18 protein-coding genes are annotated in these 19,258 nt (G+C 72.3%); 11 read left to right on the top strand and 7 right to left on the bottom strand.

Annotated elements, in window-relative coordinates:
* Positions 1-184 precede the first annotated feature (184 nt).
* On the top strand, positions 185-661 hold the full coding sequence (locus tag ABEE00_RS27800; RefSeq protein WP_345748446.1) for a Dps family protein: 477 nt from the start codon (positions 185-187) through the stop codon (positions 659-661).
* A 100-nt stretch (positions 662-761) separates the two neighbouring features.
* On the opposite strand, the gene ABEE00_RS27795 is transcribed toward ABEE00_RS27800, so the two are convergent.
* Together ABEE00_RS27795 and ABEE00_RS27790 are read right to left on the bottom strand one after the other, a co-directional pair.
* Positions 762-1,007: a hypothetical protein gene (locus ABEE00_RS27795; protein ID WP_345748445.1), complete on the bottom strand. Its 246-nt coding sequence runs from the start codon at positions 1,005-1,007 to the stop codon at positions 762-764.
* A 157-nt stretch (positions 1,008-1,164) separates the two neighbouring features.
* On the bottom strand, positions 1,165-1,401 hold the full coding sequence (locus ABEE00_RS27790; protein ID WP_345748444.1) for a chaplin: 237 nt from the start codon (positions 1,399-1,401) through the stop codon (positions 1,165-1,167).
* Positions 1,402-1,633: 232 nt separating this feature from the next.
* Between ABEE00_RS27790 and ABEE00_RS27785 the strand changes: the two genes are divergently transcribed.
* Entirely contained in the window at positions 1,634-1,918 is a 285-nt protein-coding gene (locus tag ABEE00_RS27785; RefSeq protein ID WP_345748443.1) for a hypothetical protein, read from the top strand.
* 136 nt (positions 1,919-2,054) lie between these two features.
* The gene (locus ABEE00_RS27780) at positions 2,055-2,915 is read left to right on the top strand and encodes a nuclease (protein WP_345748442.1); all 861 of its coding nucleotides are present in this window, start codon (positions 2,055-2,057) and stop codon (positions 2,913-2,915) included.
* A 53-nt stretch (positions 2,916-2,968) separates the two neighbouring features.
* Here the strand turns inward: ABEE00_RS27780 and ABEE00_RS27775 are convergent, their stop codons facing one another.
* Together ABEE00_RS27775 and ABEE00_RS27770 are read right to left on the bottom strand one after the other, a co-directional pair.
* On the bottom strand, positions 2,969-3,310 hold the full coding sequence (locus ABEE00_RS27775; RefSeq protein ID WP_345748441.1) for a holin: 342 nt from the start codon (positions 3,308-3,310) through the stop codon (positions 2,969-2,971).
* A gap of 164 nt (positions 3,311-3,474) precedes the next feature.
* Entirely contained in the window at positions 3,475-4,743 is a 1,269-nt protein-coding gene (locus tag ABEE00_RS27770; RefSeq protein ID WP_345748440.1) for a hypothetical protein, read from the bottom strand.
* Between the two features lie 198 nt (positions 4,744-4,941).
* Here ABEE00_RS27770 and ABEE00_RS27765 point away from each other — a divergent pair, with 198 nt between their 5' ends.
* Positions 4,942-6,144: a cysteine desulfurase family protein gene (locus ABEE00_RS27765; protein ID WP_345748439.1), complete on the top strand. Its 1,203-nt coding sequence runs from the start codon at positions 4,942-4,944 to the stop codon at positions 6,142-6,144.
* A 31-nt stretch (positions 6,145-6,175) separates the two neighbouring features.
* Here ABEE00_RS27765 and ABEE00_RS27760 read toward each other — a convergent pair whose 3' ends face one another.
* Together ABEE00_RS27760 and ABEE00_RS27755 are read right to left on the bottom strand one after the other, a co-directional pair.
* Entirely contained in the window at positions 6,176-6,832 is a 657-nt protein-coding gene (locus ABEE00_RS27760) for a biliverdin-producing heme oxygenase (RefSeq protein ID WP_345748438.1), read from the bottom strand.
* Between the two features lie 113 nt (positions 6,833-6,945).
* Positions 6,946-7,608, bottom strand: a complete 663-nt coding sequence (locus ABEE00_RS27755; protein ID WP_345748437.1) for an N-acetylmuramoyl-L-alanine amidase — start codon at positions 7,606-7,608, stop codon at positions 6,946-6,948.
* A 54-nt stretch (positions 7,609-7,662) separates the two neighbouring features.
* Here ABEE00_RS27755 and mnmA point away from each other — a divergent pair, with 54 nt between their 5' ends.
* Positions 7,663-8,814, top strand: a complete 1,152-nt coding sequence (gene mnmA / locus ABEE00_RS27750; protein WP_345748436.1) for a tRNA 2-thiouridine(34) synthase MnmA — start codon at positions 7,663-7,665, stop codon at positions 8,812-8,814.
* A 94-nt stretch (positions 8,815-8,908) separates the two neighbouring features.
* On the opposite strand, the gene mreB is transcribed toward mnmA, so the two are convergent.
* Entirely contained in the window at positions 8,909-9,925 is a 1,017-nt protein-coding gene (gene mreB, locus ABEE00_RS27745) for a rod shape-determining protein (protein ID WP_345748435.1), read from the bottom strand.
* 292 nt (positions 9,926-10,217) lie between these two features.
* Here mreB and ABEE00_RS27740 point away from each other — a divergent pair, with 292 nt between their 5' ends.
* The 6 genes from ABEE00_RS27740 (at position 10,218) to ABEE00_RS27715 (ending at position 19,109) form a co-directional block, all read left to right on the top strand.
* Positions 10,218-11,882, top strand: coding sequence for a glycine/sarcosine N-methyltransferase (locus tag ABEE00_RS27740; RefSeq protein WP_451918683.1), 1,665 nt, complete (start codon positions 10,218-10,220; stop codon positions 11,880-11,882).
* A gap of 106 nt (positions 11,883-11,988) precedes the next feature.
* The gene (locus ABEE00_RS27735; protein WP_345748433.1) at positions 11,989-12,519 is read left to right on the top strand and encodes an LOG family protein; all 531 of its coding nucleotides are present in this window, start codon (positions 11,989-11,991) and stop codon (positions 12,517-12,519) included.
* 78 nt (positions 12,520-12,597) lie between these two features.
* Positions 12,598-13,287, top strand: coding sequence for an SDR family oxidoreductase (locus ABEE00_RS27730; RefSeq protein ID WP_345748432.1), 690 nt, complete (start codon positions 12,598-12,600; stop codon positions 13,285-13,287).
* A 14-nt stretch (positions 13,288-13,301) separates the two neighbouring features.
* The gene (locus tag ABEE00_RS27725) at positions 13,302-14,336 is read left to right on the top strand and encodes a methionine synthase (protein ID WP_345748431.1); all 1,035 of its coding nucleotides are present in this window, start codon (positions 13,302-13,304) and stop codon (positions 14,334-14,336) included.
* A gap of 20 nt (positions 14,337-14,356) precedes the next feature.
* Positions 14,357-16,573 (top strand): NAD-dependent DNA ligase LigA, encoded by a 2,217-nt coding sequence (gene ligA, locus ABEE00_RS27720; protein ID WP_345748430.1) that lies wholly within the window; start codon positions 14,357-14,359, stop codon positions 16,571-16,573.
* Positions 16,574-16,994: 421 nt separating this feature from the next.
* Positions 16,995-19,109, top strand: coding sequence for a putative bifunctional diguanylate cyclase/phosphodiesterase (locus ABEE00_RS27715; protein ID WP_345748560.1), 2,115 nt, complete (start codon positions 16,995-16,997; stop codon positions 19,107-19,109).
* The last annotated feature ends 149 nt before the right edge of the window (positions 19,110-19,258 follow it).

The raw sequence follows: 19,258 nt of genomic DNA, 5'->3' as shown, positions 1-19,258 counted from the left end.
TCAGACTGCCGGGCCGATCACGGCGGTGACAGCGGCGCGGGGGCCAGGAATCGGGAGATTCGGGCCAGCCGCTCCTGGGCACCCGGACGACGAACGCTAAGAGCGAAAAGAGATCTTAGTCCGTTTTCGCCACATACATGTACGTTGGTGGCAGAACCGTCGACCGAGAGAAAGCGATCCAGTCGTGGCGTACGCAGTCAAGAGCACTCTCCCCGAGGAAGACCTGAAGACCGTCGGTGAGGCGCTGCAGGGCGCTCTCGTGGACCTCGTGGACCTCTCCCTGGTGGCCAAGCAGATCCACTGGAACGTCGTCGGCCCGCGCTTCCGCTCCATCCACCTCCAGCTCGACGAGGTCGTGGACACCGCGCGCGGCTACTCCGACACCGTGGCGGAGCGGGCCTCGGCCCTGGGCATCGCGCCGGACGGCCGCTCCGCGACCGTGGCCTCCGGCAGCGCGATCGGCCCCGTGAAGGACGGCTGGCAGCAGGACTCCGACGCCGTGCAGGCGATGGTGGACGCGCTGGCCGCCGTGATCGGCAAGGCCAGGGAGCGCATGCGGGCCGTCGGTGAGCCCGACCCCGTCACGGAGGACATCTTCATCTCGCTGGTCGGAGACCTGGAGAAGCATCACTGGATGTTCCAGGCCGAACACCGCGGCTGACGCGGCGTCCCGGTCGTCAGCGCCGCGCCGGCCGCTCGAAAAGGCCCCGGCAGCCCTTACGGGTGCCGGGGCCGCTTGTGCCCTGGGGAGAGCGCGGGGGTCAGTCCGCGGTCGAGGTCGCTCCGCCCGGGCTGCCGCAGGCGGGGCCCTGCTTCGGCCGGCCGAACTGGGTGGGGGCCAGGCAGATGTCGTTCGCCTGGTCCTTGAGCAGCGGGCGCTTGAGCAGGCCCTTGAGCGGCGGGGCGCTCTCCGAGGCCCCGGTGCCGGCCGCGGCGGCCGAGACCGGTGCGGCGAGGACGGAGAGGGCGGCGGTGGCCCCGATCAGCGGTGCGGCGAGCCGGCGCATGAGAGATCTCCCCTTTCTGTACGGACCCACAGGTGTAGCAGCCACCGGGGGCGGCCCGGCCCCGAACGTCCCCCGGTGAGCGGGTTCTTCACCCGTACGGGAGGGCCGGACGCACGGCTGCCCCCGCCGGTGGCGGGGGCAGCGGAGGCGCGGTGTGTCAGCCGGCGGCGCACTTGTCGCCGAACGTGGGGTTGGCGATCGAGACGACGCCGATGCTGTTGCCGCAGACCTGCACCGGGATGTGCACGGGAACCTGGATGTTGTTGCCGGACACGAGGCCGGGCGACCCGGTGGCGGAACCCTGGGCGCCGGAGTCGGCGAGGGCCGCCCCCGTGCTGCCCAGGACGGCGCCGGCGGCCAGCGCGCCGGCGACTACTGCGGTGCGAATGCGCATAGATACTCCCAAGTCGGTTGATCGGCCTGATTGTTGTATCGCGCGTCCCCCGTTGCGCCCCGCATTTCCCTGCGCGTTGCCCCGGCCGGGGGTGCCCCTTTCCGCCGGGCGGGTGCACCGCGCCGCCGGACGGCGTGCCGGACCCGCGCCCGGCGCCGCGGGCTGTGAGCGTGCGCGCGTGATGAGATTCCCGAACGCCGCGAAGGCCCCGAGCGCGCAGGACCCGACGTCCGTGACGGATCCGATGTCCGCGCCGGCTCCGAGCGCCGCGACCGCGTACCGCCGTACCTCCCGCTTCCTGTTCACGGCCGCCGCCGTGCTGCTGGCCGCCGGTGCCGCCGGCGTCGCGCACGCGTGTCCCGGACCGCACGAGGGGCGGCACGCTCCGGGGCAGGGCGCCGCTCCCGGGGGCGCCCCGGGCCAGCAGTCGGCGCCGTACAGTCCCGGCCAATCTCCCGCTGACGGCGGGCAGTTGGGCGCCCAGCCGGTCCTGCCGTACGGCGCCACCGGCGGATAGCGCCCCGGACCGCCCCCGCGCGGTGTGCTCCTTTTCCGGCGTCTTCCCCATGTCTGGGCAGAGGTGTCCCGCTGTGCTCCAATCAAGGCACCGACAGCGGGAGTTCGCGGAGCACACCCGACAGGGGGCGGTCGTCATGCCGATGCTCGTGATCAAGGGGTCGTACCGGGTGCTCGGGGCGAGCCCCGACGGCGACTCCATACGCTTCTACCCCGACCACCCGCAGGAGTGGGGCAAGGTCCCCGGCGGTGTGCGGCACAACCGGGGCGGCGGCGCCCAGCTCCGGCTGGACGCCATCGACGCGCTGGAGACCCACTACCGCCCGCAGCACGGGCGCGAGCTGCACCAGCCGCACGAGTTCGGCGACAAGGCCTCGGCAGAGCTGCTGTCCTGGCTGGGCTTCTCGGGCGTCGAGCGCGACCAGGCCGGCATCGTCACGCACGCCGAGCCGCAGAGCACGCCGGGCTACATACTGACCCGCGGCGCCGACATGTACGGCAGGTGCGTGTCCCTCGCGGGCCGCGGCGACGCGCCGGGGCGGAGCGGGAGCGAGGTGACAGCGGGGGTCGACCTGCTGCGCCGCACCGTCAACTACCACCAGATCGCCGAGGGCCTCGCCTACCCGACGTACTACCGCAAGCTGTACGTGGACCTGCGCGAGGCGCTGACGGACGCCGTGCACCAGGCGCAGGAGGCGGGCAAGGGCCTGTGGCCCGAGGACGTCACCGAGCGCGGCGCGAAGGTCCAGGGCATCGCCTCGCTCACGGACAGCGACGTGATCCTGCCGAAGCTCTTCCGGCGGCTCGCCGACTACCTCGCGCTGAACGACGGCGACGCCTCGCTCGACGGCTTCAAGAGCTATCTGGAGCAGCGCGGCGACCGGCTGTTCATCATCTCCAACGGGCAGTCGACCGGATTCGGGACGGTGGTGGACGTCACCGGCGACACGGTGCGGCTGAACCGCCCGCCGACCGACCTGGTCTTCGAGGAGAAGTAGCGGCCCGGGCCGCCCTGCGCGCGGGCGGCCCCCGCCGGTCCCGCCGGCCCCCGTCAGGGCTTCGGCGCCGGGTGGCCGCCCGCCGTCCCGGTCACCCGGGGGTCGGGCTGCTCGGTCAGCCCGGGGCCGCCGCTGGCCGTGCCCGAGGTGGCGACCGCGGTCAGCAGCGCGGCGAGCGCGGCGCCCGCCGCGAGCGAGAGCCCCTCACTCCACTTCGCGTGGATGATCCCCACCGACTCCAGGCCGAGCTTGGCCAGGAGGACCTGCGCGAAGGTGCGGATCATGCGCTCCAGCGTCGCGACCCAGAAGGCGCGGCTGGTCAGATTCGACCTCGCCCTGTCCATCACCAGCGGATTCGCCATCGGTGGCCCGCCCTTCGTCCCGGAATCCGGCATGGATCCCCAGAGTGCTCCGGCGGGCGCGCGCGGTGGACGGCGCCGCGTGCGTAACTTCCCGTACGCACGCCGCCTCCCGCGGATGCGGCGCTTCCGTACGTACGGGTGCCGCCGCGGGCTCCGGGCCCCTTCGCGGCTTCGCGGCGAGCCCGGTCGCGCCCCGGTCAGGCCCCGGGCGGCGGCCCGAAACCGCCGCCGGACGGGGGCTGTTGGGGCGGCGGCGGGCCCTGCGGGGGCTGGGCCGGGGGCTGCGGGTAGCCGTAGCCGGGCACGCCCGGGGCCGGGGCTCCGGCGGGCGACCCGTACGGCTGCTGCGGCGGGACCCCGGGGGCGCCGGCCGGCTGACCGTACGGGGGCTGCCCGAACGGCGCCTGCCCCATGGGCGGTTGACCGAACGGCGGCTGCCCGAACAGCGGAGGCCCCGGCGCCCCCGGCTCGGCGGGAACCCCGGGGCGCACCGTGAGTACCAGCACCGCGAGCGCTCCGGCCAGCGTCGCCAGCAGCCTGATGTGGGCCAGCACGGCCACTCCGGGGGCCGGGCCGGAGAAGTCGAAGAGCGCGCCGGTGCTGAGGAACCCCGACAGGCCGGTGATCAGCGTGGGGAGCGTGAGCAGCGCGAAGGCCAGCGCATAGCCGCGCGCCGAGAGCCGCTTGCTGAACGCCAGCAGTGCGCCGATGCCGCAGAGGAGGAACTCCAGCAGCCAGGACCAGTACGCGGGCACGGACAGCACCGAGACCAGGGAGCCCCGGCCGGAGGAGAAGAGCGCGCCGGGGCCGCCGCCCTGCACGACGACGTACAGCATCCACGCGAGGTCCAGCACGGCCAGCAGGGCGAGGAAGATCCCGGCTACAGCGGCGCCTGCCGGGGTGGGCCGCTGCGGCGGGTCCTCGGGGAGGGGCTGCGGTGCCTGGCCCGGTACGAGGCCGGGGCCGGGGGCGGCCGGGCGCGGCCACGTGCTGTTGCCCGCCATCAGCACGATCGCCAGCACGAAGCACAGCAGGAGCGCCAGCAGGCAGGTGCCGAAGGAGAGGCCCAACTCCAGGTCGTCGCCGCCGTATTCGAGCTTGGGCGGACCGTAGAAGGAGTCGTCCGGGCTGGTCATGACCGTCTGCCACAGCACAGGCAGCCGGTAGCCGAAGGTGAGCGCGGTCGTCGCCGCCAGCATCCCGCCACAGGCGCGTACGCGGGAGAGCGCGGCGAACGCGGTGGCCGCCTGGAGCACGCCGAGCCCGAGGTCGGTCGCCGAGGTCACGGGGACCGTGGCCGGCAACCGGTCGGGCGCGAGGCTGTTCGTCCACACGCCCCAGGTGTCGGCGAGGCCGTGGTGCGCGAGGTCGTAGACGATCCAGGACCAGGTGTGCGCGGCGAGGAGCAGGACGAAGATCCCGCCCGTGATCTGTGCTCCCTTGCCCAGCACCCGAATCTGCGGCATGGCTGCGCGCCCCTCCCCGTTGTCCCCGTAACTGCTGCCCCACCGGTCGCTTTCCGTGCCGTACGTCACTCCGGTGAGCGGCGCCGACCCTAGCAGGGGCTCTCACGGGCGGATCCCGGACAGGGGCCCGCGCTCCCGGACGGGGGCCTGCGGGCGCTGCGGGGGAGGCGGGCCGCTGCTCGTAGAATCGGAAGAACCATGGCCGACACCGCCCAGCCCCCGACGACCGCCTCCGCCTACCTCGACCACGCCGCCACCACGCCGATGTTCCCCGAGGCGGTGCAGTCGATGACCGAGCAGCTCGCGGTCACCGGCAACGCCTCCTCGCTGCACGGCTCAGGGCGCCGCGCCCGCCGCGCCGTGGAGGAGTCGAGAGAGGCGCTGGGCGCCGCGCTCGGCGCCCGGCCCAGCGAGGTGGTCTTCACCTCGGGCGGCACCGAGGCCGACAACCTCGCCGTCAAGGGCCTGTACTGGTCGCGCCGCGCCGCCGACCCCCGCCGCACCCGCGTGCTGGCCAGCCCCGTCGAGCACCACGCCGTGCTGGACGCGGTGCACTGGCTGGCCGACCACGAGGGGGCCACCGTCGAGTGGCTGCCGGTCGACGGGTACGGGCGGGTGCACGCCGAGGCCCTGCGCGAGGCCATCGCGCGCGATCCCGACGACGTGGCGCTGGCCACCGTGATGTGGGCCAACAACGAGATCGGCACGCTGATGCCGGTGCGTGAACTCGCCGATGCGGCCGCCGAGTTCGGGGTGCCCCTGCACGCCGACGCCGTGCAGGCGGTGGGCCAGGTGGAGGTCGACTTCGCCGCGTCCGGGCTGGCCGCGCTCACCGTCTCCGGGCACAAGACCGGCGGTCCTTACGGGGTCGGCGCGCTGCTCCTGGGCCGCGAGTACGCCCCGGTGCCGCTGCTGCACGGCGGCGGCCAGGAGCGCGAGGTGCGCTCGGGGACGCTGGACGTGCCGGCGATCGCCGCGTTCGCCACGGCCGCGCGGCTGTCGGCCGAGCGGCGCGCGGAGTTCGCCCGGGACGCGGGGGCGCTGCGCGACGCGCTGGTCGACGCGGTGCGGGCGGCGGTGCCCGACGCGGTGCTGAACGGCGACCCCGACCCCGCGGGGCGGCTCCCCGCGAACGCGCACTTCTCCTTCCCCGGCTGCGAGGGCGACTCGCTCCTCCTGCTGCTGGACGCGCAGGGGATCGAGTGCTCCACGGGCTCGGCCTGCACGGCAGGGGTGGCCCAGCCCAGCCACGTACTCCTGGCCACAGGCGTAACCCCCGCCCTGGCCCGAGGAACCCTCCGCTTCTCCTTCGGCCACACGTCCCGCAAGTCCGACGTGACGGCGGTCGCCGACGCGATCGGTCCTGCGGTGGAGCGGGCGCGGGGGGCGGGGCTGAGCTGAGGGGCTCCTTCCGGGGCGAGTGCCCGCAGTCTCAAGCGGATTGGGCGAAGGTGTCCGCCAAGTCCGCGAACACCGCGGTGTTCAGCGCGAAGGCGTTCCTGCACTCGGCGACGATGCGCTGCTTCTCCAGGTCGTCCGCTGCGATCTCGTCCAGTGCCGTGCGGTATTCGCGCTTGAAGGCCGCCGGGTTGGCGATGTCCTCGAAGACGTAGAAGCGGACGCCGTCGCCCTTGCGGGCGAAGCCCCAGGTCTTCTCCGCCGTGCCGCGGATGATCTGGCCGCCGGAGAGGTCGCCGAGATAGCGGGTGTAGTGGTGCGCCACGTAGCCGCCGGGCCAGTCGCGGGCCACCTCGCGCACGCGGCGTGCGTACCGCGCCGTCGCGGGCAGCGGGCGCAGCTCCTCGCGCCAGCCCTCGCGGTCGCCGTGCAGGTGCGCCAAGTCCCGTTCCAGGGACGGCAGGCGGAAGAGCCCGGAGCGGATGAAGGGGCCGGCCACCGGGTCGTCGGCCAGCTCGCCGGCGGTCTCCTCCAAGGCGCGGTAGACGAACCAGAGCTGCTCCGTGTAGCGCGTGTACGCGTCGAGGCCGAGGCGGCCGCCGAGCATGTCGCCCATGAAGGAGGAGTTCTCCGCCTCGGTGTGCTGCTGAGCCGACGCCTCCTTGATGAGGGTCGAGAACGGCGTGGTCACTGGTTCCTCCCGGCGCTGAGCAGCAACGTCCCCAGCACTCTCGCGGTGCGGGACCCCTCGCGTCAACATGTTCCCGACGCCCTGTCGGGAAAAACGGCCGGAAGGTGCGGGGGTCAGCCCTGGTGCTGCCCCTTGTCGCCGAGCGTGTCGCGCTGCGTGCGCACCAGCCGCATGTAGTGGTCCCAGTCCCAGTTCGGCCCCGGGTCGGTGTGGTCGGCGCCCGGCACCTCGTTGTGGCCGATGATGTGCGTGCGGTCCACGGGGATCCCGTGCCGTGCGCAGATGTCGGCGGCGAGCTGCGCCGAGGCGAAGTACATGGAGGCCGTGAAGTCCTGCGGGCGGTCCACGAAGCCCTCGTGCTCGATGCCGATGCTGCGCTCGTTGTACTCGACGTTGCCCGCGTGGTACGCCACGTCCAGCTCGCGCGCCATCTGCACGATGCGCCCCTCCTTGGACACCACGTAGTGCGAGGCGGCCTGGTGCACCGGGTCCTTGAACACCTTCACCGCTGTCGCGAAGTCGCTCTGGGTCACATGGATCACGATGCGGTCGATCGCATAGTCGTCCGGCCGGTCGGCGGTGCGCAGATTGGCGGCCGACGCCGGTATCCAGCGCGCGCCCCGGTGATCGACCTCACCCTCGGTGCGCTGCTTGTCGACGCCGGGCACCCGCCACCACAGAGAAGAGCTCTTATCCCAGGTCAGCGTCGTCGCGACGCCGAAGGCCAGGGCGGTGCCGCCGCCGAGGAGGAGGGCACGCCGGGAGATCCGTTCCATGCAAGCGATAACGCCCCCGGGCGCGGGACCGGTTCCGACTACCCTGGAGACGTTATGACTGACGCCTCCAGCAGCACGTCCGCCGCCCGTACGCCCCACCGCCCCCTCCGGGTGCTCGCCGCCATGTCGGGCGGCGTGGACTCCGCCGTCGCCGCGGCCCGCGCCGCCGAGGCGGGACACGAGGTCACCGGGGTCCACCTGGCCCTCTCGGCGAATCCGAAATCCTTCCGCACGGGCGCACGCGGCTGCTGCACGATCGAGGACTCGCGCGACGCGCGCCGCGCCGCCGATGTGATCGGCATCCCCTTCTACGTGTGGGATCTCGCGGAGCGCTTCCGCGAGGACGTGGTCGAGGACTTCGTCGCGGAGTACGAGGCCGGCCGTACGCCCAATCCGTGCCTGCGCTGCAACGAGAAGATCAAGTTCGCGGCGCTGCTGGACAAGGCGCTGGCGCTGGGCTTCGACGCGGTGTGCACCGGGCACTACGCGACGGTGGTGGAGCGCGAGGACGGCTCGCGCGAGCTGCACCGGGCGAGCGACGCGGCCAAGGACCAGTCGTACGTGCTGGGCGTGCTGGACGAACGGCAGCTCGCGCACGCCCTGTTCCCCCTCGGCGACACCCTCACCACCAAGGACGAGATCCGCGCCGAGGCCGAGCGGCGCGGGCTCGCGGTCGCCAAGAAGCCCGACAGCCACGACATCTGCTTCATCGCCGACGGTGACACGCAGGGCTTCCTCGCGGACCGGCTCGGCAAGGCCGAGGGCGACATCGTGGACGAGTCGGGCGAGCGCCTGGGCACGCACGAGGGCGCGTACGGCTTCACCATCGGCCAGCGCAAGGGGCTGCGGCTCGGCCGCCCGGCGCCGGACGGCAAGCCACGCTATGTGCTGGACATTTCGCCGGTCGACAACACGGTGACGGTGGGTCCTGCGGCCTCGCTGGACGTGTCCGCGCTGACGGCGGTCAAGCCGCGGTGGTGCGGGACGCCTCCGGTGGGGGAGGGGCGTTTCACCGCTCAACTGCGTGCGCACGGTGCGGAGTCCGAGGTGACGGCCGAGGTCACCTCGGAGGGAGAGCTGCGGGTCCGCTTCGACGTGCCTGAGCGGGGCGTCGCGCCGGGGCAGGCGATCGTGCTGTACGACGGGACGCGGGTCGTGGGGTCCGCGACGATCGCGTCGACCGAGCGGGCGGCGCAGCCTGCGTGAGGTCTCATGAAGTCGCCCCCGCGCCCGGGTTGGGTGCGGGGGCGGTTTGCGCTCGCGGGTGCGGTTCCGACTGCGCGCAGCCGTGGTGGCACGGCTAGGCGGCCGGTGAGCTGAAAGCCGTTTCCAGTTTGTCGTATTCCTCCAGGCAGCGGCCCGTCCCCAAGGCCACGCAGCCCAAGGGGTCTTCGGCCACTACCACCGGCATGCCCGTCTCCTCCGCCAGGCGGCGGTCCAGGCCGTGGAGGAGGGCGCCGCCGCCGGTGAGGACGATGCCGCGTTCCATGATGTCGCCGTACAGCTCGGGCGGGCAGCCGTCGAAGGCGGCGCGGACCGCGTCGGTGATGGAGCGGACCGGCTTCTCGACCGCCTCCAGCACCTCCTCGGTGGTCAGCTCCACCGTCTTGGGCATGCCCGTGTGCCGGTCGCGGCCGCGCACCTGCACGGGAGCGCCGTCGGAGTCGCCGAGGGACAGCTTGATGTCCTCGGCCGTGCGCTCGCCGACGGCGATCGCGTGGGACTCCTCTATGTACGAGGCGATCGCCGTGTCCAGCGCGTCGCCGGCGATCCGCGCCGAGTGCGAGGCCACGATGCCGCCCAGCGACAGGATGGCGATCTCGGTGGAGCCGCCGCCGATGTCCACCACCATCGAGCCGTGCGCCTCGTGCACGGGCAGCCCCGCGCCGATGGCGGCCGCCATCGGCTCCTCGATGAGGTGCACGGAGCGCGCCCCCGCGCGGGAGGCGGTCTGCAGGACGGCGCGCCGCTCCACGCCGGTCACGCCGCTGGGTACGCAGACCACGACACGGGGTGAGCGCTTGCCGCGGCTGCCCCGCGCCGAGCGGATGAAGTGCCGCAGCATCCGCTCGGTGGCCTCGAAGTCGGTGACCACGCCGCCCTTCAGCGGACGGGTCGCGGTGATGGTGCCGGGGGTGCGGCCCACCGCGGCCTTCGCCTCGGAACCGACGGCGAGGACCTTGCCGGTGGTGGAGTCGACCGCCACCACGGAGGGTTCGTTGAGGATGACGCCGCGACCGCGTGCGTAGACCAGGGTGTTGGCGGTGCCGAGATCTATGCCGATGTCGCCGGTGCTGAACGAGTTGCTCTTTGCCATATGGACTCGCCGTACTTCGGTGCGTGGTGTGCCGATTTGTCGTGCTGGGAGCGCAGCATACCGAACGTCCAGTTATGGGTATGCGGCGGCCCTGAGGAATCTCGAACGGAGAAAGTGCTGGTCGGGAGCGCTTTTGACGTCAAGATTACGGCTGACCTGGGGAGTTGGTGGCATAGATCCCGTCCCTCTGGATAGCTATGCGCTGGAGTCCGTGCGCGGTCCCTGACTTGCTGACGAGGCGTCCTGGGTGGCCGCGCCGTAGGCCACCGTCTCAGTAACTGGAGGTTTCGTCATTACCGCGCGACCGGCACAGGAGTTTGGAGACAACCCCGTCGAGGTCCGGGACACCGGGCACTACACCGAGGAGTACGTCCCCACCTTCGTCGAGAAGTGGGACGCACTCATCGACTGGGAAGGACGCGCCAAGAGCGAAGGCAACTTCTTCATCGACCTGCTGCGTCAGCGGGGGGTGAGGAGCGTTCTCGACGTCGCGACGGGGACCGGGTTCCACTCGGTGCGACTGCTGGAGGCCGGCTTCGAGACCGTGAGTGCGGACGGCAGCGCAGAGATGCTGTCCCAGGCGTTCGAGAACGGCAGCAAGCACGGCGGTCACATCCTGCGGGTCGTCCAGGCCGACTGGCGCTGGCTCAACCGTGACGTCCACGGTGAGTACGACGCCATCGTCTGCCTCGGCAACTCCTTCACTCACCTGTTCTCCGAGCGAGACCGGCGCAAGGCGCTGGCCGAGTTCTACGCGATGCTGAAGCACGACGGCATCCTCATCCTCGATCAGCGCAACTACGACCTGATGCTGGACGAGGGGTACAAGAGCAAGCACAACGTATACGCCGGGCAGGACGTGGACGTCGCGCCCGCGCACGTCGACGAGGGGCTGTGCCGCATGCGGTACCGCTTCTCCGACGGTCAGGAGTACTTCCTCAACATGTTCCCGTTGCGGAAGGACTACACCCGGAAGCTCATGTCGGATGTGGGCTTCCAGCACATCGACACGTACGGGGACTTCGACCAGAGCGACGCCGAGGCCGGCGAGGCACCGGACTTCTTCATCCACGTCGCGGAGAAGGAGTACCGCGCGGATGAGGAGGAGACCGGCTACTCCGCGTCGGTCAGCACCGCCCGCGATTACTACAACTCGCACGACGCCGACACCTTCTACCACTCCGTGTGGGGTGGCGAGGACATCCACGTCGGCCTGTACGAGAGCGACAGCGAGCCCATCGCGGACGCGAGCCGCAGGACCGTCGAGCGGATGGCGGGCAGGCTCGGCCTGGGCAAGGACGACGTCGTCCTCGACCTGGGCGCCGGCTACGGCGGCTCGGCGCGGTACCTGGCCGAGACGCACGGCTGCACGGTCCGCTGCCTGAACCTGAGCGAGGTGGAGAACCAGCGCAACCGGGAGATGAACTCCATCCGCGGCCTCACCGACAAGATCGAGGTCGTGGACGGCTCCTTCGAGGAGATCCCGTACGAGGACGACAGCGTGGACGTCGTGTGGTCGCAGGACGCGTTCCTGCACAGCGGCAACCGGCTGCGGGTCCTGGAGGAGATCGCCAGGGTCCTCAAGCCCGGCGGCCAGCTCGTCTTCACCGACCCGATGGCCGCCGACGGCGCTGACGTCTCGGAGCTGCAGCCGATCCTGGACCGAATACACCTGGACGACATGGGCTCGCCCGGCTTCTACCAGAAGGAGCTGAAGCGGCTCGGCTTCACCGCCCAGGGCGGCAAGGGTGTGAAGAACGGCTTCGAGGACCACAGGCAGCAGCTGATCAACCACTACGGCCGCGTACTCCAGGAGACCGAGGCGCAGGAGGGCCGCGGTCTGGAGCGCAAGGTCAGCAACGAGTACCTGACCAACATGAAGAAGGGCCTCAACCACTGGGTGGACGGCGGCAAGGCCGGCCGGCTCACCTGGGGCATCTTCCACTTCAAGCGGTGAGGCCCGCGCGCTGAGGCGCGCCGCGCGACCCGCTGAGGAGGGGGCGCCGTCCACGGGGCGGCGCCCCCTCGCGGCGTGTGCGGACCCGCCGCATACAGTGCTGGTCATGGCCAATGTCTGTGTCTTCTGCTCCGCCGCCGACCTCTCCGAGACATACACCGGACCCGCGAGGGAGTTCGCCGAACTCCTCGGGAAGAGGGGGCACACCCTGGTGTGGGGCGGCTCCGACACGGGGCTGATGAAGGTGCTGGCCGACGGTGTGCAGGGCAGTGGCGGCCGACTGGTCGGGATCTCCGTGGAGTTCCTGGCGGCGAAGGCACGCGCGGGCGCCGACGAGATGGTGATCACGGCGGACCTCGCGGAGCGCAAGGCGCAGCTCCTGGAGCGCGCCGACGCGATCGTGGTGATGGTCGGCGGCACCGGCACCCTCGACGAGGCCACCGAGATCCTGGAGCTGAAGAAGCACGGCATGCACTCCAAGCCGGTCGTCCTGCTCAACACGGCCGGCTACTACGACGGCCTGAAGTGGCAGCTCGCCCGCATGGAGGAGGACGGCTTCCTCCCCATCCCGCTCGGTGAGTTGGTGTCCTTCGCCGACGACGGGCGGCAGGCGCTGGAGCTGCTGGAAGCGGGCTGAGCGCGCGCTGCGGTGATCTCTCCGCACGGCGGGCCGGGCGGTCGCCGCACACCCCGTGGCGTGCGAGAACATTGAGGCATGGCTACACATCTGATCACCGGCGCGGGCTCCGGCATCGGTGCCGTGCTCGCGCAGCGGCTCCTCGACCGGGGCGATGACATCTGGCTGCTGGCCCGCAACGCCGGCCGCGCCAAGGAGCTCGCCGAGCGCTTCGAGGGCGCCCGCACCGTGGTCGGCGACCTGGGCGAGCCCGACCGGCTCTCCTGGGCCCTCGACCAGCAGGAACTCCCCGAGCGGCTGGACTCGCTCCAGCACATCGCGGGCGTCGTCGAGCTCGGCACCGTGGGCGAGACCAGCACCAAGGTCTGGCAGAACACCCTCGCCGCCAACCTCGTGGGGCCCGCCGAGCTGACCCGCCTGCTGCTGCCGCAGCTCCGGCTGGCACGCGGCCACGTCCTGTTCGCCAACTCCGGCGCCGGGCTGCGCGCCAACCCGGAGTGGAGCGCGTACGCCGCGAGCAAGCACGGCCTCAAGGCGCTCGCCGACTCGCTGCGCGCCGAGGAGGGCGGCAACGGCATCCGCGTCACCTCCGTCTACCCGGGCCGCACCGCCACGCCCATGCAGGAGAAGGTGCACCGGCAGGAGGGCAAGGAGTACGACCCGGGCAAGTACGCCTCCGTCGACGCCGTCGCGGAGACCCTGCTCACCGCCCTCGACCTGCCCCGCGGCACCGAGGTGACCGATCTGTCCGTACGGCCCGGCGGCTGAGGAGCCTGCGCCAAGTGACCGACAACGCACGGAAGTTCCCCTGGCCCCGCGCGGCCGCGACCGGCATAGGCTCGATGCCGGGTGAGGACGCGCGGGAGGCGGCCAAGACCGTCACGGGCTCCCTGGAGTCCTTCCCGTACCTGCCCGAGCTGCCCGCGCGCGGGCCCGGCGCCGACATGACGGGCCGCACCGTCGGCCTGCTCAGCGAGCTGTACGCGCACCTGGAGCCGAGCGGCTGGCGGATCAGCGACCGGCCCGGCAGGGACACCCGCAGGGCGCGCGCCTGGCTGCGCGAAGACCTCGACGCGCTGGAGGAGTTCACGCAGGGCTACGAGGGCGCGCTGAAGGTGTCGGCCGTCGGCCCCTGGACCCTGGCCGCCACCCTGGAGCGGCGCAACGGCGAGGCCATGCTCGGCGACCCCGGCGCCTGCCGCGACCTGGCGGCCTCGCTCGCCGAGGGCCTCTCGGGGCACCTCGCCGAGCTGCGCCGCCGGGTGCCGGGCGCGCGCGTGGTGCTCCAGCTCGACGAGCCGCTGCTGGACCGGGTGCTGCGCGGGAGCGTGAAGACCGCGAGCGGGTACCGCACCCACGCCGCGGTCGACCGGGCCGTGGCCGAGGGGGCGCTGCGCGACCTGATGGCCGTGCACGACGGGCCGAGCGTGGTGCACTCGTGCGCGCGCGAGGTGCCGGTGCGGCTGCTGAGGAGGGCGGGCGCCGCGGGCATCTCGCTGGACGCGCGGGTGCTCACCGAGCGTGAGGACGCGGAGCTGTACGAGGCCGTCGGCGAGGCGGTCGAGGGCGGAACGGCGCTGTTCACGGGCGTCGTGCCCGGTGACGGCGCCGACGCCGCCGAATTGTCGGACCCGGCCGGTAGCGTCGGAGGAGTCAGGTCGCTGTGGCGCAGGATCGGGCTGTCCCCGGAGCTCCTCCCGGAATCCGTGGTGGTCACCCCGGCGTGCGGTCTCGCCGGCGCCTCGCCCGCGTACGCGCGTGCGGTGCTCGCCCACTGCGTCCGGGCCGCGAGATCTCTCGCTGACAACCCTGAGTGACGGGAAGGATGGACGAGACGGTGGCTGGTCAGCAGCAGGCGCAGCAGACGGTGCCCGCGGAGGCGCGGGAGAGGCATCAGCGACTGGCGGAGCAGATCGAGGAGCACCGCTTCCGGTACTACGTCAAGGACGCGCCGGTCGTCAGCGACGCCGAGTTCGACAGGCTGCTGCGGGAGCTGGAGGGCGTCGAGGCAGAGCACCCGGAGCTGGTCACCGCGGATTCGCCGACCCAGAAGGTCGCGGGGCAGTACGAGACGGAGTTCACCGAGGTCGAGCACCGCGAGCGGATGCTCTCGCTGGACAACGCCTTCGACGACGAGGAGCTGGGGGAGTGGGCCGACCGGATCGCACGCGAACTGGAGGGCGTGCCCTACCACTTCCTGTGCGAGCTCAAGATCGATGGCCTCGCGGTCAACCTCACCTATGAGCACGGCCGCCTCACCCGCGCCGCCACCCGCGGCGACGGCCGCACGGGCGAGGACATCACGCCCAACGTCCGCACCATCGCGGACATCCCCGAGCGGCTGACGGGCGAGCGTGTGCCGGAGCTCGTCGAGGTGCGCGGCGAGGTCTTCTTCCCGATGGAGCGCTTCGAGGAGCTGAACAAGCGGCTGGTCGAGGCGGGCGAGAAGCCCTTCGCCAACCCGCGCAACGCGGCGGCGGGTTCGCTCCGCCAGAAGGACCCCAAGGTCACCGCGACCCGCCCGCTGCACATGGTGGTGCACGGCATCGGGGCCCGCGAGGGCTTCGCCGACGGGACCGACCAGCGCGGCGCCCGGCTCTCGGAGGCGTACGACCTGCTCAGCGAGTGGGGCCTGCCCACCACCCCGCACGCCAGGGTGGTCGACGGTGTCCAGGGCGTGCGCGACTTCATCGCGTACTACGGCGAGCACCGGCACTCCGTCGAGCACGAGATCGACGGCGTGGTGGTGAAGGTGGACGAGATCCGGCTCCAGGGCCGCCTCGGCTCCACCTCGCGCGCGCCGCGCTGGGCCATCGCCTGGAAGTATCCGCCGGAAGAGGTCAATTCGAAGCTGGTGGACATCCGCGTCGGCGTCGGCCGCACCGGACGCGTCACGCCGTACGCGGTGGTCGAGCCCGTCACCGTCGCCGGCTCCGAGGTCGAGTTCGCCACCCTGCACAACCAGGAGGTCGTGAAGTCCAAGGGCGTCCTCATCGGGGACACTGTGGTGCTGCGCAAGGCCGGCGACGTGATCCCGGAGATCCTGGGGCCGGTCGCCGACCTGCGGGACGGCAGCGAGCGCGAGTTCGAGATGCCCTCGCACTGCCCGGACTGCGGCACCGAGCTGCGCCCCATGAAGGAGGGCGACATCGACCTCCGGTGCCCCAACGCCCGCTCCTGTCCGGCGCAGTTGAGGGAGCGGCTGTTCTATCTGGCCGGGCGCAAGTGCCTGGACATCGAGCACTTCGGGTACGTGGCGGCCTCCGCGCTCACCCAGCCCCTGGAGCCCTCCGAGCCGCCGCTCAAGGACGAGGGCGGGCTCTTCGACCTGACCGTCGAGGACCTCCTCCCCATCAAGGCGTACGTGGTCGACCAGGACAGCGGTCTGCCCAAGCGGGACCCGGAGACGGGCGAGGAGAAGATCGCCACGCCCTTCACCAACCAGCAGGGCACCCCGCGCAAGAACGCCACGGCCATGCTGGAGAACATCGCGGCGGCCAAGGAGCGCCCCCTCGCGCGCATCATCACCGGCCTGTCGATCCGGCACGTCGGGCCCGTGGCGGCCGAGGCGCTGGCCCGCGAGTTCCGCTCGCTGGACAGGATCGCCGAGGCCGACGAGGAGACCCTCGCCGCGACCGAGGGCGTCGGGCCCACCATCGCGGCCTCGCTCAAGGCGTGGTTCGCGGAGGACTGGCACCGCCGGATCGTGGAGCGCTGGCGGGCCGCCGGGGTGCGCATGGAGGAGGAGTCCACGGGCGAGGAGGGGCCGCGCCCGCTGGAGGGGATCACGGTCGTGGTCACCGGCACCCTCGCGACGTACACCCGGGACGCCGCCAAGGCCGCGCTCCAGGAGCGGGGCGCCAAGGTCACCGGGTCGGTTTCGAAGAAGACCGGTTTTGTGGTCGTGGGTGACAATCCCGGCTCGAAATACGACAAGGCGGTCCAGGTGAAGGTGCCGATTCTGGACGACGACGGCCTCGCCGTTCTGCTGGACGAGGGTCCGGACGCGGCCAGGGAGCGCGCCGTCAACCCGCCGGAGGACGCGGCGGAGTGAGCGGGGGCGGCGCGGCGTGCGGCACCGATTCCGCACGTCTGCGCCGCTGTTCCGTTCCCGGTTCCTCACGGGACTATCACATCGCCCGTACACCGTAGGTGAGTTGGCCAATATCGGCCGGATCGCATCGGTGCTACACCGGCGGATCGCTGCCCCTGGCAGCCGTGTGCGGCCTACTGTTGAAGACGGAGCCTGTCGTGGCGAGGACGGGCGCCGCCAGTGAACGGCAGCGAGAGGGACGGGCATGCAGGAAACCCCCGGGGGCGGGCGCCCCTTGTACTCCCGCCTGTCCTCCGCGGGGGCGCGGCGTATGCGTGGCGGCAAGGGTTCTGCGCGATCGGGCACGTACTCGCCCACTGCCACGGGCACATATCAAGCGATGGGTACGAGCACGAGCACGTCCGGTGCGGGCGCCGAGGAGATGTCCCGGCTTCAGCGTGCCGCCGCACTGCGGGTGCCGGGGCTGCCGGCCGCCGTCGTGGCCGTCGCGGGCCTCGCCCTCGCGGTCGGCGTCTTCCGGGTGCTGAGCGGGGGGAACGCGCTGTTCCCCGACTCGGCGGTCGGCTGGTCCTTCGCGGTCCTCACCGGCATCATCGTCGGGCACCTGGTGGCGCTCGGCAGGGACAGATGGTGGAGCGGCACCGGTTCCGGCGCCACCCTCACCCTGGCGATCCTGCTGCTCTTCGGCTGGGTCCCCGCCGTGCTGGTCAGCCTCTCGGTGGTGCTGCTGGTCGGCGCAGCGCGCCGGCACCACTGGCGGCAGGCCGTGGTGCACGGAGCGGTGGACATCCTCGGCATCGGGGCCGCGGCCCTGGTGCTCACCGCGTTCGGCTGCCGTCCCACGGTGGAGTCGCCCTGGAGACCGGAGACGTGGGGACTGTGGGCGGTGCCCGCCGTGGTGCTGGGCGCCGCCGCGTATCTGCTCGTCACGCGGGTGCTGCTGTGGTTCTGCTTCCACCCGCGCACCAGTGGTTTCCCGCCACGCGGCGCGGGGGTGCCCACGGCGGTGCGCACCGGGCTGCTCCGGCACGGCATGGTGGGCCTCGCGCTGCTGGGCATCTCGCCGCTGATCGCGGTGGTGGCGGACGCGATGCCGCTGCTGCTCCCGCTGTTCGCCGTGCCCCTGATCGCGCTCGACTCCACGCTGTGGATCGCCCGCATCCGCGCGGAGGAGCAGCTCCGCGACCCGCTCACCGGGCTGCCCAACCGGCAGTGGCTGCTGGAGCGTACGTGGTCGGCGCTGGACGAGGCCGACCGCACCGGCGACCGCGCGGCGCTGGTCCTGATCGACCTGGACCGGTTCCGTTCGGTGAACGACACCCTGGGCCATCTCGCGGGCGACCGGCTGCTGTTGCAGATAGCCGAGCGCCTGCGCACGGCGCTGCCCCGGGGCGCCGAGGCCGCGCGGCTCGGCGGCGACGAGTTCGCCGTGCTGCTGCCGGTCGCCGACTCCACGACCAGCGCGCAGCGGGTGGCCAGGGCGCTGGTCTCCGCGCTGAGCTCGCCGCTCGACCTGGACGGCCTGACGCTGGTGCTGGAGGCCAGCGCGGGCGTCGCGGTCTTCCCCGAGCACGCGCGCGAGGCCGAGGGCCTGCTGCGCCGCGCCGACGTGGCGATGTACGAGGCGAAGCGGGAGCGCTCCGGCGTCGAGGTGTACGAGGCGACGCGGGACGGCAACACCCCCGACCGGCTGGGCCTGTTGGCCGACCTGCGGCGCGCGCTGGACGCGGGCGAGGTCGAGCTGCACTACCAGCCGAAGGTCCGCTTCGACGGCGCGGTCGCGGGCCTGGAGGCCCTGGTCAGGTGGGTGCACCCCGAGCGGGGCCGGGTCCCTCCGGACGAGTTCATCGCGATTGCAGAAACGTCTGGTCTCATGCCGCGGCTGACCGAGTACGTGCTGGAGACGGCCCTCGCGCAGATCGCGCGCTGGCGCGCCGCCGGGCTCACCGTGCCGGTCGCGGTGAACGTCTCGCCGCGTGACGTGTATTCGCCGGGCTTCGCCGGGGCGATCGCCGCTCGTCTCGCGCGGCACGGGGTTCCGGCGGGCGCGCTCCAGTTGGAGATCACCGAGCACGTGCTGCTGGAGGACCCGCAGCAGGCGGCCGACACGCTGGCCGGGCTGACCGGGCACGGCGTGAAGATGTCGCTGGACGACTTCGGTACCGGGTATTCGTCCCTCGTCCACCTGCGGCGGCTGCCGGTCAGCGAGTTGAAGATCGACCGGTCCTTCGTGGCGCGGCTGGCGGTGGACACCGAGGACGCGGAGATCGTGCGCTGCACGGTCGATCTCGCCCATTCCCTGGGGCTGTTGGTGGTCGCCGAGGGCGTCGAGGACGACGAGACGTGGGAGCGGCTGCGGGATCTGCGGTGTGACGCGGTGCAGGGGTGGTTGGTGGCCGCTGCTATGCCGCCCGGCGAGACGACGGCTTGGCTCCGGGCGCGGAATGGGGTTGCGCCCGGTGACGGGGTCAACGGGAACGGCGTCCGCGCCTGGAGTCCCGAGGCGGGCACGTCGGTGTCCGCCACGGCGGAGTAGCGGGGCTTCGCCCCGGGCCCCGTTGGGTGCGGGGGCGCTGGCGCTTGGGGCTGCGGTCCGCTGTGCCCACCCGTTCCGCCCCTGCGGAACGAATGCCCACAGCTCGTAGGGAGTAGAGAGGCCCGCACGGAAGCCGCTGCCCGCAGCGA

It is taken from the genome of Streptomyces odontomachicola (assembly GCF_039605595.1).
In the GTDB taxonomy this organism is placed as follows: Bacteria; Actinomycetota; Actinomycetes; order Streptomycetales; family Streptomycetaceae; genus Streptomyces.
Note: the sequence above shows the minus strand (reverse complement) of the source record. Positions and strands in the feature narration are given on the sequence as shown.

Coding starts and splice junctions, on each gene's coding strand:
- ABEE00_RS27795 (WP_345748445.1), bottom strand. CDS start 1,007: ATGCGCCGGCTCGCCGCACCGCTGATCGGGGCCACCGCCGCCCTCTCC.
- ABEE00_RS27735 (WP_345748433.1), top strand. CDS start 11,989: ATGGCCAATGTCTGTGTCTTCTGCTCCGCCGCCGACCTCTCCGAGACA.
- ABEE00_RS27790 (WP_345748444.1), bottom strand. CDS start 1,401: ATGCGCATTCGCACCGCAGTAGTCGCCGGCGCGCTGGCCGCCGGCGCC.
- ABEE00_RS27755 (WP_345748437.1), bottom strand. CDS start 7,608: ATGGAACGGATCTCCCGGCGTGCCCTCCTCCTCGGCGGCGGCACCGCC.
- ABEE00_RS27730 (WP_345748432.1), top strand. CDS start 12,598: ATGGCTACACATCTGATCACCGGCGCGGGCTCCGGCATCGGTGCCGTG.
- ABEE00_RS27765 (WP_345748439.1), top strand. CDS start 4,942: ATGGCCGACACCGCCCAGCCCCCGACGACCGCCTCCGCCTACCTCGAC.
- ABEE00_RS27770 (WP_345748440.1), bottom strand. CDS start 4,743: ATGCCGCAGATTCGGGTGCTGGGCAAGGGAGCACAGATCACGGGCGGG.
- ABEE00_RS27775 (WP_345748441.1), bottom strand. CDS start 3,310: ATGCCGGATTCCGGGACGAAGGGCGGGCCACCGATGGCGAATCCGCTG.
- mnmA (WP_345748436.1), top strand. CDS start 7,663: ATGACTGACGCCTCCAGCAGCACGTCCGCCGCCCGTACGCCCCACCGC.
- ABEE00_RS27715 (WP_345748560.1), top strand. CDS start 16,995: ATGTCCCGGCTTCAGCGTGCCGCCGCACTGCGGGTGCCGGGGCTGCCG.
- ABEE00_RS27780 (WP_345748442.1), top strand. CDS start 2,055: ATGCCGATGCTCGTGATCAAGGGGTCGTACCGGGTGCTCGGGGCGAGC.
- mreB (WP_345748435.1), bottom strand. CDS start 9,925: ATGGCAAAGAGCAACTCGTTCAGCACCGGCGACATCGGCATAGATCTC.